Origin of the sequence: Stenotrophomonas pavanii (assembly GCF_900101175.1) — a bacterium.
Taxonomy (GTDB): Bacteria; Pseudomonadota; Gammaproteobacteria; order Xanthomonadales; family Xanthomonadaceae; genus Stenotrophomonas; species Stenotrophomonas pavanii.
The window spans coordinates 472,071-484,846 of sequence record NZ_FNFQ01000002.1 but is presented as its reverse complement, the minus strand read 5'-3'; the positions used below and the strand labels follow the sequence as shown (position 1 = coordinate 484,846).

At 67.5% G+C, this 12,776-nt stretch carries 11 protein-coding genes; 9 read left to right on the top strand and 2 right to left on the bottom strand.

The genetic code is table 11. The features are described 5' to 3' along the window. The first annotated feature begins 70 nt into the window (after positions 1 to 70). The 6 genes from BLS66_RS05635 (at position 71) to dld (ending at position 6,984) form a co-directional block, all read left to right on the top strand. Positions 71 to 829, top strand: coding sequence for an SDR family NAD(P)-dependent oxidoreductase (locus BLS66_RS05635; RefSeq protein WP_049465141.1), 759 nt, complete (start codon positions 71 to 73; stop codon positions 827 to 829). Positions 830 to 990: 161 nt separating this feature from the next. Then, positions 991 to 1,443, top strand: a complete 453-nt coding sequence (locus tag BLS66_RS05630) for an MgtC/SapB family protein (RefSeq protein ID WP_049445899.1) — start codon at positions 991 to 993, stop codon at positions 1,441 to 1,443. Between the two features lie 223 nt (positions 1,444 to 1,666). Beyond that, positions 1,667 to 3,325, top strand: a complete 1,659-nt coding sequence (gene lldP, locus BLS66_RS05625; protein WP_074725366.1) for an L-lactate permease — start codon at positions 1,667 to 1,669, stop codon at positions 3,323 to 3,325. Positions 3,326 to 3,378: 53 nt separating this feature from the next. Beyond that, positions 3,379 to 4,143, top strand: coding sequence for a transcriptional regulator LldR (gene lldR / locus BLS66_RS05620; RefSeq protein ID WP_053463220.1), 765 nt, complete (start codon positions 3,379 to 3,381; stop codon positions 4,141 to 4,143). Between the two features lie 4 nt (positions 4,144 to 4,147). Beyond that, entirely contained in the window at positions 4,148 to 5,287 is a 1,140-nt protein-coding gene (gene lldD / locus BLS66_RS05615) for an FMN-dependent L-lactate dehydrogenase LldD (protein ID WP_074725365.1), read from the top strand. Continuing rightward, positions 5,284 to 6,984, top strand: a complete 1,701-nt coding sequence (gene dld / locus BLS66_RS05610; protein WP_074725364.1) for a D-lactate dehydrogenase — start codon at positions 5,284 to 5,286, stop codon at positions 6,982 to 6,984. The genes lldD and dld overlap by 4 nt, the downstream gene beginning before the upstream one ends. A 249-nt stretch (positions 6,985 to 7,233) precedes the next feature. On the opposite strand, the gene BLS66_RS05605 is transcribed toward dld, so the two are convergent. Next, entirely contained in the window at positions 7,234 to 7,530 is a 297-nt protein-coding gene (locus BLS66_RS05605) for a hypothetical protein (RefSeq protein ID WP_014037553.1), read from the bottom strand. A 168-nt stretch (positions 7,531 to 7,698) separates the two neighbouring features. Between BLS66_RS05605 and BLS66_RS05600 the strand changes: the two genes are divergently transcribed. Both BLS66_RS05600 and BLS66_RS05595 read left to right on the top strand, forming a co-directional pair. After that, positions 7,699 to 8,373, top strand: coding sequence for a decarboxylase (locus tag BLS66_RS05600; protein ID WP_074725363.1), 675 nt, complete (start codon positions 7,699 to 7,701; stop codon positions 8,371 to 8,373). A gap of 68 nt (positions 8,374 to 8,441) precedes the next feature. Continuing rightward, the gene (locus tag BLS66_RS05595) at positions 8,442 to 9,221 is read left to right on the top strand and encodes a CDP-diacylglycerol diphosphatase (RefSeq protein WP_074725362.1); all 780 of its coding nucleotides are present in this window, start codon (positions 8,442 to 8,444) and stop codon (positions 9,219 to 9,221) included. Between the two features lie 8 nt (positions 9,222 to 9,229). On the opposite strand, the gene BLS66_RS05590 is transcribed toward BLS66_RS05595, so the two are convergent. Continuing rightward, on the bottom strand, positions 9,230 to 9,817 hold the full coding sequence (locus tag BLS66_RS05590) for a GNAT family N-acetyltransferase (RefSeq protein WP_057493741.1): 588 nt from the start codon (positions 9,815 to 9,817) through the stop codon (positions 9,230 to 9,232). 213 nt (positions 9,818 to 10,030) lie between these two features. On the opposite strand from BLS66_RS05590, the gene BLS66_RS05585 reads away from it, so the two are divergent. Further along, positions 10,031 to 12,757 carry a TonB-dependent receptor plug domain-containing protein gene (locus BLS66_RS05585; RefSeq protein ID WP_074725360.1) on the top strand — a complete coding sequence of 909 codons (2,727 nt, stop codon included), beginning with the start codon at positions 10,031 to 10,033 and terminating at the stop codon, positions 12,755 to 12,757. Positions 12,758 to 12,776 lie beyond the last annotated feature (19 nt).

Sequence of the window (12,776 nt, the reverse complement as noted above, 5' to 3'; positions counted from 1 at the left end):
CACGTCGGGGCGTAGCGTGCTGGCCAGGCGGGTGCATTCCGCTTCGATTGACAACACGTGGAGAACACAGATGATCGATTACCAGCTCACCGGCAAGACCGCGATCGTGACCGGCGGCGTCTCCGGCATCGGCCTTGCGGTGGCGCAGACACTGGCGGCGTCCGGTGCCCGGATCTCGGTCTGGGATCTCAAGCAGGATGCGGTGGATGCCACTGTCGCGCAGTTGCAGGCGCACGGCGGACAGGCGATCGGTGTGGCGCTGGACGTCACCGATGATGCGGCGGTGGAGGCCGCAGTGCAGCGTACGGTGAAGGAGCTCGGCGGCGTGCATATCGCGGTCAACAACGCCGGCATCAGCGGGCCTGCAGCCAGCAGTGGCGACTATCCGGTCGATGGCTGGCAGCGCGTGATCGACGTGAACCTAACCAGTGTCTTCCTGTGCCAGCGTGCGCAGATCCAGGCCATGCGTGCGGCCGGCAGCGGCGGCAGCATCATCAACATGGCTTCGATCCTGGGCCAGGTGGGCTATGCCGGCTCCACTGCCTATGTGGCCGCCAAGCACGGCGTGGTCGGTCTGACCCAGACCGCTGCCTGGGAACATGCCGCAGACGGCATCCGTGTCAACGCGGTGGGCCCGGGTTTCATCAGCACGCCGCTGCTGGAGAAGATGGACCCGAAGGTGCGTGCCACCCTGGAGGGCCGCCACGCATTGAAGCGGCTGGGCACGGCGGAGGAGGTGGCGGCGCTGGTGGCCTGGCTGGCCAGCGACGATGCCTCGTTCGCGACCGGCACGTACTACGCCATCGATGGCGGCTACCTGGCGCAATGAGCGCGCGCGGTCAGCAGATCCACGCAGGGCGTGGATGCCTGACCGGTGGACCCACGCCCTGCGTGGATGAGGACGTGCGGTGAAGAGGGCGTGCCATCGTCTTCACTCCCGCCCTACGACCGCCGAGCAAGGCTCCGGGAAAAACACCCGGAGCCTGACCCATGGAACTTACCCAGGATGTCTCGATCCTGCTGCGCGTGGCGACGGCGATGCTGTTCGGCGGCGTGCTTGGCGTCGAGCGCGAGATGGGCAAGCACGCCGCTGGCCTGCGCACGCACATGCTGATCGCGGGGGCCGCCGCGTTGATCGTCGGCCTCGGTGATTCGGTCGCCGAGCATTTCCAGCAGGAGCGCTATCGCGACCTGCTGCAGGTTGATCCGGTGCGTCTGATCGAGGCGGTGGTGGCCTGTGTCGGTTTCGTGGCCGCCGGCACCATCCTGCGCGGCTCACGCGAGGACCAGGTCAGCGGCCTGACCACGGCCAGCTCGCTGATCATGGCCGCGGCCATCGGGATTGCGGTGGGGATCAGCAAGTACGTGATCGCCATCGGCGTGAGCGTGCTGTGCGTGCTGGTGCTGGCGGTGATGCGGCGGTTGGAGAAGCGGATTTCATAAGGAAGCTCGAGTTGCCGGCCGGCGGCCGGCACTACCAGGGTGCTGCTAATGGTAGGACCAATATAATATGTAACCCTATGGTCTAATAGGCTCTTCATCGGAGTGGCGGTTAAATCCGTCGCACGTGGTCTGATCGGATTCATTATTGGTAGTACCAATAATCGCCAGCCACGGCCATCCACCGCCTGCGGTGGGTACATTCCGCCTCCAGTCGAGAGTCTTCATGCAGCCCTGGCAACACCTGTACGACCCCGCCGGCAACCTGTGGTTGTCCAGCCTGATCGCGCTGCTGCCGATCGCGTTCTTCTTCGTTGCCCTGGCCGTGCTGCGCATGAAGGGCTGGCTGGCCGGCACGATCACCGTGGCCATCGCGCTTGGCGTGGCCCTGTTGTTCTACCGCATGCCGTTGCCCCAGGCGCTGGGTGCGGCCGGCTTCGGCTTCGTCTACGGACTGTGGCCGATCGCCTGGATCATCATCGGCGCGGTGTTCCTCTACAAGGTCTCGGTCAAGACCGGGCAGTTCGACATCATCCGCGCTTCGATCCTGTCGGTGACCGAAGACCAGCGCCTGCAGATGCTGATGGTCGGCTTCGCGTTCGGTGCCTTCCTGGAAGGGGCGGCCGGTTTCGGTGCGCCGGTGGCGATCACCGCAGCATTGCTGGTCGGGCTGGGCTTCAAGCCGCTGTACGCCGCCGGCCTGTGCCTGATCGTCAACACCGCGCCGGTGGCGTTCGGCGCGATGGGCATCCCGATCATCGTGGCCGGGCAGGTGACCGGCCTGGACGCATTCGAGATCGGCCAGATGGCCGGCCGCCAGCTGCCGTTCCTGACCGTCATCGTGCTGTTCTGGATCATGGCGATCATGGATGGCTGGCGTGGCATCAAGGAAACCTGGCCGGCGGTGCTGGTGGCCGGCGGCTCGTTCGCCCTCGCGCAGTACCTGACCTCGAACTTCATCGGCCCGGAGCTGCCGGACATCACCGCGTCGCTGGCGTCGCTGGTGTGCCTGACCCTGTTCCTGCGCCGCTGGAAGCCGGTACGGATCTTCCGCTTCGATACCGAAACCAGCGCCGAGGCGGCTGCACAGGCACTGGAGGCACCGCGCTACAGCGTCGGCCAGATCGCCAAGGCGTGGTCGCCGTTCCTGATCCTCACCGCGATGGTCACGTTGTGGAGCATCAAGCCGTTCAAGTCGCTGTTCGCGGCGGGCGGCCCGCTGGAAAGCTGGGTGCTGAAGCTCCCGGTACCGGGCCTGGACCAGCGGGTGCAGAAGATGCCGCCGATCGTGGACGCGCCGCTCAGCTATGAGGCGGTCTACAAATTCGACTGGTTCTCGGCCACCGGCACCTCGATCATCCTCGCCGCGGTGATCGCGATCATCGCGCTGCGCATGCCGGCCCGATCGGCGCTGAAGACCTTCGGTGAAACCGTGCGTGAGCTGCGCATGCCGATCTACTCGATCGGCATGGTGCTGGCCTTCGCCTTCATCGCCAACTATTCGGGCCTGTCGGCGACGCTGGCACTGGCATTGGCGCACACCGGCGACGCCTTCCCGTTCTTCTCGCCGTTCCTGGGCTGGCTGGGCGTGTTCCTGACCGGTTCGGACACCTCGTCCAATGCGCTGTTCTCGGCACTGCAGGCCACCACCGCGCAGCAGATCGGCGTGTCCGACGTGCTGCTGGTGGCGGCCAACACCACCGGCGGTGTTACCGGCAAGATGATCTCGCCGCAGTCGATCGCCATTGCCTGCGCGGCGGTCGGCCTGGCCGGCAAGGAGTCGGACCTGTTCCGTTTCACGGTCAAGCACAGCCTGGTCTTCACCACCATGGTCGGCCTGATCACCCTGGCCCAGGCCTACTGGCTGACCTGGATGATTCCCTGAGCCATGCCGTGCGCTCTGACCCCCTGCTGCGCGCTTCGGGCCACAATGGCGCCATGAGCACGCAACGTATTTCGGACAGGGTGGCCGCGCAGCTGCGCGGCCTGGTGCAGGAGCAGGGGCTGCGGCCGGGCGACCGGTTGCCGGCCGAGCGCACCCTGGCGGTGCAGCTGGGGGTCTCGCGCACCGCGCTGCGCGAGGCCATCGCGCAGCTGGCCAGCCAGGGCCTGTTGACCGCACGGGTCGGTGGCGGCACCTACGTGGCCGAACCGGCGGCGCGCGCGCGGCAGGCGCTGGATGAACCACTGGCGCCCTACCTGCCGCTGTTCCAGGGCGATCCGGAATACCGCTTCGACGTGCTGGAGATCCGCCACGCGCTGGAAGGTGCCACCGCCTGGCATGCGGCGCTGCGGGCGACCGACGAAGACCGAGCGCGCATCGCGCTGGCGTTCCAGACCATGATGGACGCGCACGGCAAGGACGACCCCGCCGGCGAAGCGGAGGCAGACGCGGCCTTCCACCTGTCCATCGCAGAGGCGTCGCACAACCTGGTGCTGCTGCAGGTGATGCGCGGGCTGTTCGAGCTGCTGCAGACCAACATCTCGCAGAGCCGCGAGAAGCTCTATACCTCGGCACGGACCTTCTCGCCATTGTCCGACCAGCACCGCGAAATGATGGACGCGGTGCTTGCCGGCGACCCCGAACGCGCGCGCGCCGCCGCGCATGCCCACCTCGAGTTCGTGCACACCACGCTGCGCACCCTCGATGACAACGAAGCCCGGCGTGCGCGGGCCTCGCGCCTGCCTTCCCCACACGGTTGACCCCATGATCATCTCCGCCTCCACCGATTACCGTGCTGCGGCCGAACGCCGGCTGCCGCCGTTCCTGTTCCACTACATCGATGGCGGCGCGTATGCCGAGCACACGCTGAAGCGCAACGTTTCCGACCTGTCCGACATCGCGCTGCGCCAGCGCATCCTGCGCAACATGTCCGACCTGAGCCTGGAAACCGAGCTGTTCGGCGAGAAACTGGCGATGCCGGTGGCGCTGGCGCCGGTCGGACTGACCGGCATGTACGCCCGGCGCGGCGAAGTGCAGGCGGCGCGCGCGGCCGACAGCCGCGGCATTCCGTTCACCCTGTCCACGGTGTCGGTGTGCCCGATCGAGGAGGTGGCACCGGCGATCCAGCGGCCGATGTGGTTCCAGCTGTACGTGCTGCGCGATCGCGGCTTCATGCGCAATGCGCTGGAGCGGGCAAAGGCTGCGGGCGTGACCACGCTGGTGTTCACCGTGGACATGCCGGTGCCGGGCGCGCGCTACCGCGATGCCCATTCGGGCATGAGCGGCCCGAACGCCTCGCTGCGCCGCATCGGCCAGGCCATCACCCATCCGCATTGGGCGTGGGACGTCGGCCTGTTCGGCCGCCCGCATGATCTGGGCAACATCTCCACCTACCGTGGCAACCCGACCGGGCTGGAGGACTACATCGGCTGGCTGGGCAGCAACTTCGATCCGTCCATTTCGTGGAAGGACCTGGAGTGGATCCGCGAGTTCTGGAACGGCCCGATGGTGATCAAGGGCATCCTCGACCCGGATGATGCGCGCGATGCGGTCAGGTTCGGTGCCGATGGCATCGTGGTGTCCAACCACGGTGGCCGCCAGCTGGATGGGGTGCTGTCCACCGCACGTGCATTGCCGGCCATTGCCGATGCGGTGCAGGGCGACCTGAAGATCCTTGCCGATTCGGGCATCCGCACCGGCCTGGACGTGGTGCGCATGCTGGCGCTGGGGGCCGATACCGTGCTGCTGGGTCGTGCCTTCGTCTATGCACTGGCCGCCCAGGGCGAGGCCGGCGTGGCCAACCTGCTGGACCTGATCGCCAAGGAGATGCGCGTGGCGATGACACTGACCGGCGCGCGCCACATCGCCGACATCGGCCGCGATCTGCTGGTCAGCCTGCCATGAGTGGCCACGATGCCCTGCTGGCGCAGTTGCGCGACGCGGTGGGCAGCCGCCATGTATTGACCGGCGACAAGGCCACGCGCCGCTTCCGCCGCGGCTACCGCTTCGGCGACGGCCCGGTGCTGGCGGTGGTGCGCCCGGGCACGCTGCTGGAACTGTGGCGTGTGCTGCAGGCGGCGGTGCAAGGCGGCGCGGCGATCATCCTGCAGGCAGCCAACACCGGCCTGACCGGTGGCTCGACCCCGGACGGCGATGACTATGGCCGGCCGATCGTGCTGGTCAGCACGCTGCGCCTGACCGGCATCCAGCTGTTGAACGAAGGCCGCCAGGTGCTGTGCCTGCCCGGTGCGACACTCGACCGCCTGGAGCAGACCCTGGCGCCGCTGGGCCGCGAACCGCATTCGGTGATCGGCTCGTCCTGCATCGGCGCCTCGGTGCTGGGTGGCATCTGCAACAACTCCGGTGGCGCGCTGGTGCGACGTGGCCCGGCGTACACCGAGCTGGCGCTGTATGCGCAGGTCGATGCGCAGGGCCAGCTGCAGCTGGTCAACCATCTGGGCATCGCGCTGGGTGAGACGCCCGAGCAGATCCTGCAGCGCCTGCAGGCCGGTGACTACTCGGCTGCCGACGTGGGTGACGGCGATGGCCGCGCCGCCTCCGATCCACGCTATGCCGAGGACGTGCGCCGGGTTGATGCCGATACGCCGGCGCGTTTCAACGCCGACCCCAGCCGCCACTTCGAAGCGGCCGGTTCGGCCGGCAAGCTGGCGGTGTTCGCGGTGCGCCTGGATACCTTCGAAAAGGAGGCCGCCGAGGTCTTCTACATCGGCAGCAACCGCACCGACAGCCTCACGGCGATCCGGCGCCAGCTGCTGACCGGCTTCGAGCGGCTGCCGATTGCTGGTGAGTACATCCACCGCGATGCGTATGACATCGGCGAGCGCTACGGCAAGGACAGCTTCCTGCTGATCGACCGCCTGGGCACTGCGCGCGTGCCGGCCGCGTTCGCACTGAAGAGCCGGGTCGATGGCTGGTTCGAACGGTTGGGCCTGCGCGGGGTCACCGACCGGGTGATGCAGGGGCTGACCGGCCTGCTGCCCTCGCACCTGCCCAAGCGCATGGGTGAGTTCCGCCAGCGCTATGAGCACCACTTGTTGCTGAAGGTCTCTGCGCAGGACGCAGCACAGACCGAAGCGTGGTTGCGCGACTTCTTCGCCGCGCACGAGGGAGGCTATTTCCACTGTACGGCGGAGGAGGGGCGCAAGGCTTTCCTGCACCGCTTCGCCGTGGCCGGTGCGGCGGTGCGCTACCGCGAAGTGCATCGCGCGCAGGTGCAGGACATCGTGGCGCTGGACATCGCGCTGCGCCGCGATGACGCCGACTGGTTCGAGCAGTTGCCGGCCGATCTCGAAGGCCGCCTGCTGCACAAGCTCTACTACGGCCACTTCCTGTGCCACGTGTTCCACCAGGACTACATCGCGCGCAAGGGCGAGGACCCGATGGCGATCGAGCATGCGATGTGGGCGCTGCTGGACCAGCGTGGCGCCGAATATCCGGCCGAACACAATGTCGGCCACCTGTACCCGGCCAAGCCGGCGCTGGCGGGGTTCTACCGGCAGCTGGACCCGAGCAATACGTTCAACCCCGGTATCGGCCAGACCTCGAAAGCGAAGGGCTGGGGTGGCTGCGACTGCGGATGATGTAGAGCCGAGCCCATGCTCGGCTGCTCGTCCGGACAGACAGCAGTCGAGCATGGCTCGACTCCACACAGGTGATGGCGGGCAGCGGTTACCATCGCAATCCCAGCCTGTTCCGCTTCAGCAGCGGGGCATTCCACCCCGACCAGGCGCTGCCGGACTGCGGGGTATACCGAGCCCTGAGCTGTAGCGCCGAGCCTGCGCTCGGCTGTCACGGAAGCGCAGCCGAGCATGGGCTCGGCGCTACAGCGCCTACTCGCAGCGGGTGGCGGTGATGATGTTGTCCTTGTCCACGTACACGCGCAGGCGATCGTGGCGGATGTCCTTGGTGGTGATGGTGTTGGGGCCGATCGGATTGACCAGGCCGGCACCGCTTTCGCTGGACAGGCGGCGGATGTTGGGTTCATTGGCAGGCTGGCCGATTGCCCAGCCCAGCTGGCTGGCGTCGCAGTGGCCGGTACCCTTGACCTGCGGACCGGGGGTGCTGACGCAGGCCGACAGCAGCAGGGCCGACGCGGGCAGCAACAGGGACAGACGGAAGGCGGACATGCAGCGCTCCTGCGCAGGGAAGATGGGCGGAACGATAGCACCCAGCGTGCGAAAGGCGTCAGCGTCCCGGTCATTGCCGGCACAGCGTGATCACTGCATAGTGAGCGGAATGACTGGCAGCACGCCAGCGGGCAGGCCGGGCCATTCCGGTGCGGGTGCTGGAGAGGTATGTCGGCAGGCAGTTTCCGTGACAAAAGCAAGGCAATGGTACTGGCGTTGTCCGCGTGGGGCCTGACGTTCGCCGCGTCGGCGGCTCAACCGGCGCTGGCCGCTCAACCGGCGCCGGCCGCTGCTGCGGAAACGCCGGTGTTCGGTGCCTGGCGCAACCTGCAGACCGAAGCCGGCCACGTGCCGGCCCAGCGCGATCTGGCCTTTGCGATGCTGCCGCAGGCCGCCACCCGCGGCGATCGGTTCGCCATTGTCGACCGTGAAGGCAAGCGCACGGTGTGCTGCCTGCAGGTAGCCAGCCCGTCGCTGGGCGTGGCCGCGCTGCGCGAGGAGTACCACCTGCCGCAGGCCTGGGTGACCGACCTGAGCAATGGCCGCAGCCCGGCACGCCCCTATCTGCCGCACGTCTATGCGATGCAGCGGGTGGACGAACTGGCCGACTATGGCTTCGCCGATGTGCCGGGCGCCTACAGTGACCTGGGCGGCCTGCTGATTCCCGAGGGCGCCGCGCTGGAGCCCGACGGCAGTGCCATACGGCTGGGCGACACCCGCTATCTGCTGCACTTCCAGCGGCAGCCGCATGCCGACGACGATGGCGCGCTGGACCGCTACACCCTGCAGGCTGGCGAGGGCGCTGCCCCGATCGTGGTTGAAGTGCCGTTCGGCACCTACTGACTGCAGTACGGCACTGGCTAGAATGCAGCACGGCGCTGTCCGCCGTGCCTGTTCCGTGAGCTGCTGCCGTGTCCCTGCGCCCCTTGTTGCTGCCCTCCCTGCTGGTGCTGTCCGCCTGTGCCAGTGCGCCGCCCCCACCGCCTGCGCATTCCGACGCGCTGTGGCGCCTGATCGAGCGCGACTGCCGGGCGGCGGAAGGCCCGCAGGGCAGCTGCCTGCGGGTGGAGACAGCGGCGGACCGGCGCGACGTGCTGGTCAAGGACGCGCATGGTGACTACCAGTTCCTGCTGATGCCGCTGGACAAGGTCACCGGCATCGAAAGCCACGGCCTGTACCGGCGTGGAGCGCCCAACTATTTTGCCGCGGCCTGGCAGGCCCGCGCGCATACCGAACGCGCCCTGGGCCGGCCGTTGCCGCGCAGCGTGGCCAGCCTGGCGCTGAATTCACCGCATGGCCGCTCGCAACACCAGCTGCACATCCATGTCGACTGCCTGCGCGCGGACGTGCTGCAGGCGCTGGACGCGCACGCCGGCACCCTGGGCCCGCACTGGTCCCCGTTGCCGGTACCGCTGCGCGGGCACCAGTACCAGGCCTACCTGCTGCCCGGCGCGGAGTTGACCGCCAATCCGCTCAACCTGCTGGCCTATGGCCTGAGCGGGGTGGGCGATGTCGGCCAGTGGAGCCTGGTGGTGGCCGGCCGCGACGACGTGCAGGGGGGGCCTGGCTTCATCCTGCTGGCCACCCGGGTGGACGCGGCCAACGGCAACGACGCCAGTGGCGAAGAGCTGCAGGACCATGCCTGCACGCTGTTGACCGGTGCCGGAGCGGCACTGGAGCGGGTGCGTTAGCCGGTTCGCTACCGGCCGTTGCGCCATGTGGTTGCGGTGAGCGCCAGCAGCTGGCGGTCATGCCATCCGGCCGCATCCAGGTGGTGGTCGCGCAGGATGCCTTCGCAGCTGAAACCCTGGGCCTGCAGCGCCTGGGCGAACGGGGAGGTGCAGCCCGGTGGCAGCAGCACGAAGAGGCGGTGCAGGCCGACGTCGTCGAACAGAAAGGGGCACAGCGCCCGCAACGCGGCCTGCGGATGCGCCTGGCCGTGCTGCAGCGAGTGCAGCTCGGCGCAGCGCGAGTGCAGGGAGTGCAGGCGTACATGCAGCTGGTCGAGCAGGGCGCCCTCGGCGTCATCGAATACGCCGAGCACCAGCAGATCGTTGTCCTGCTGAAGGCGCGAACGATAGACGCTGGCAAGGAAGCGTGCTTCTTCGTCGACGCCGGGCGCATGCCGCTGCACGCGCTGGCGGCGGTCATCGAAGACGCGCCAGCGCGGCAGGTCGGTGCGCTGGAACGAACGCAGGGTGACAGGCGCGGCCTGCAGGTGCAGCAGATGGCGGCGCAGCACGGGCCTTAGCGGGTCAAGAGGGAGGAAAGGGGCGCTGTGGGTCATTCGCCCACCATGGAAGCATCGCGCCTGGCATGCCATGCAAATCCTTGCAAAAACGCCCTACTGCCGCGAACCGCTCTGATTCGGTTCAGGCATAAGCCCATCAGGGCTGGTCATTTCCGTTGAAACCGTCCATTCAGGACACTTTCGTTACGGGATCGTTATGCGCCGCACAGGCACGGCTCCCCGTCCACCACCCACTCCCCCAGGAAGCCCATGTCCGCCTCCCCCAAGGCGTTGCGCCCGCGTCCGCTGGTGCTCGCGCTGTCGTCCCTGATGCTGGCCTCGCTGCCGGCCTTCGCGCAGGAAAGCGCACCCACCACATTGCAGGAAGTGAAGGTCACCGGTTCGCGCATTCCACGTGCCAGCGTCGAGGGTCCCTCGCCGGTGACGGTGATCAGCCGCGAGCAGATCGACGCGCAGGGCTACCGCAATGCCTTCGACGCCCTCAGTGCGCTGACCGAGAATACCGGCAACGTACAGGGCGAGGACTTCGGCAATACGTTCACCCCGGCCGCCAACACGATCAATCTGCGTGGCCTGGGGCCCAACCGCACGCTGGTGCTGGTCAACGGCCGTCGCCAGGCCGACTACCCGCTGGCCTACGAAGGCTCGGTGAACGTGGTCAACCTGGCCAACATCCCCAGTGCGCTGATCGAGCGCATCGAAGTGCTGGCTGCCGGTGCGTCGGCGGTGTACGGCTCCGACGCCATTGCCGGTGTGGTCAACATCATCCTCAAGGACCATTTTGAAGGCGTGGACGTCAACGTGCGCGCCGGCGGCACCCAGCAGGGCGGCGGTGACAACCAGCGCGTGCAGGTGGTGGGCGGCAGTTCCGGTGAGCGATGGGATGCGCTGTTCGGCTTTGAATTCGACGTGCGCAAGGCGATCCACGCGCGCCAGCGCGACTTCATGGATTCGCTGGACGATGATCCGGCGGGCAAGGCGCCGCAGGCAACGGCGATCGCCTACCGTCGCAACGCCGCCACCGGCCGCAACATCGATCCAGGCCTCAACGGCTGCGATGCCGCGTCCGGCATCTATGGTGGCAGCGTGTTCCGTGCCAACAACCCGCGCCTGGGCTGGTACTGCGGCAGCAACGAGGCCGCGGCCAGCTACTGGACGGTGCAGACCGAGAAGCGCAACCTCAACGGCTATGGCCTGGCGACCTTCCACCTCAACGAGACCACCGACCTGTTCGCCGATCTGGCGGTAGGCAGCGCACGCATCAGCAACAACACCCGCGCACCGGCCTGGACCTCCTCGCGCAACTACTTCTACAACCAGAACACCGGCACCCTGGAGAGCTGGTACCGCCGGTTCGCGCCGGAAGAAATCGGTGGCCTGCCGCGCAATGCCAACCGATTCCTGGAGAATTCGTGGTCGTTCAATATCGGTGCGCGTGGCCAGCTTGGCGACAGCGGCTGGGACTACGAAGCGGTCTACAGCCGTTCGCGCTATGAGAACCGCACCCGCCGCCCGGTACTGCTGGCCGGCATCAATGAATACCTGCTCGGCCCGCAGCTGGGCGTGCGCAATGGCGTGGAGGTCTATGCACCGGACCCGTCGCGCCTGTTCCAGCCGCTGACGCCGGAGGAGTACGGCCACCTGTCTGGCTACCAGGAAAGCCGCAACGCGGCGTGGTTGCAGACCTTCAGCGCCAGCGTCAACGGCCGCCTGTTCGCGCTGCCGGGCGGTGATGCCGCGCTTGCAGCGGTGGTCGAGGCCGGCAGCCAGGGCTACCGCAACCGCCCGGACCCGCGGCTGGGCACCGGCGAGTTCTGGAACACCAGTGCCGGTATCGGTGCCGGCGGTGACCGTGACCGCTATGCGGCCGGCGTGGAGCTGCAGTTGCCGCTGCTGCAATCGCTGACCACCACGCTGGCCGGTCGTTATGACCAGTACCGTGCGGGCGGCGAGCACATCGGCAAGGCAACCTGGAGCTTCGGCGTCGAGTTCCGCCCGATCGAGAGCCTGCTGATCCGCGGCTCTGCGGCGACCAGTTTCCGTGCGCCGGACATGAACTACGTGTTCGCCACCGAGACCCGGGGCTACAACCCGGGCATGACCGATTACTGGCGCTGCCGCACCGCAGGCCAGTCGTACGACAACTGCGACTACAACGGCCTGTCGATCGACTACAGCAACCGCGCCAATGCGCAGCTGCAGCCGGAAACGGCCAAGTCCTATGGGTTCGGCGTGGTCTGGTCGCCGTTGGCCGGGCTGGACTTCAGTGCCGACTACTACGACATCCGCATCGACAACGAGGTGACCAGCCTTGATACCAGCCGCATCCTGCGTGACGAGGCCGATTGCCGCCTGGGCCGCACGCTGGGTGGCGAAGCGCGCGATATCGGTTCGCCGCTGTGCCAGGACGCGCTGTCGCGGGTGATCCGCAACCCGTCCAATGCCACGGTGCAGCCGGACCAGGTCACCCGTGTGCTGATCAACCCGATCAACGCGGCCTCCGAATCGGTGCGTGGCCTGGACCTGAAGGGCAACTGGCGCTTCGACGCCGGCCGCTATGGCCGCTTCACCACGCGCCTGGCCTATACCGTGGTGCTGGAACACACGTACCGGCAGTTCGCCGATGATCCGGAGCGCGACATCCGCAATTCGCTGGATGACTACCAGTGGCGCAGCAAGGCCAATGGCAGCATCACCTGGAACCAGGGAGACTGGACCACCACCCTGTATGGCAACCGCTTCGGCTCGCTGCCGAAGACCGATGGCAGTGGCCGCATCGCGCCGTACATGACCTACAACGCCAGCGTGTTCCGCCAACTCGGTGAGAACCTGTCGGTGGGCGTGATCGTCAACAACCTGCGTGACAGCCGCCCGCCGGCGGACAAGAACGGAGGCGGCTGGCCGTTCTACCCGGTCGGCAACTACGACCCGTATGGGCGCCAGTACTGGCTGCAGCTGGACTACCGGTTCCGCTGATCCGGCTGGCAAACAGAAG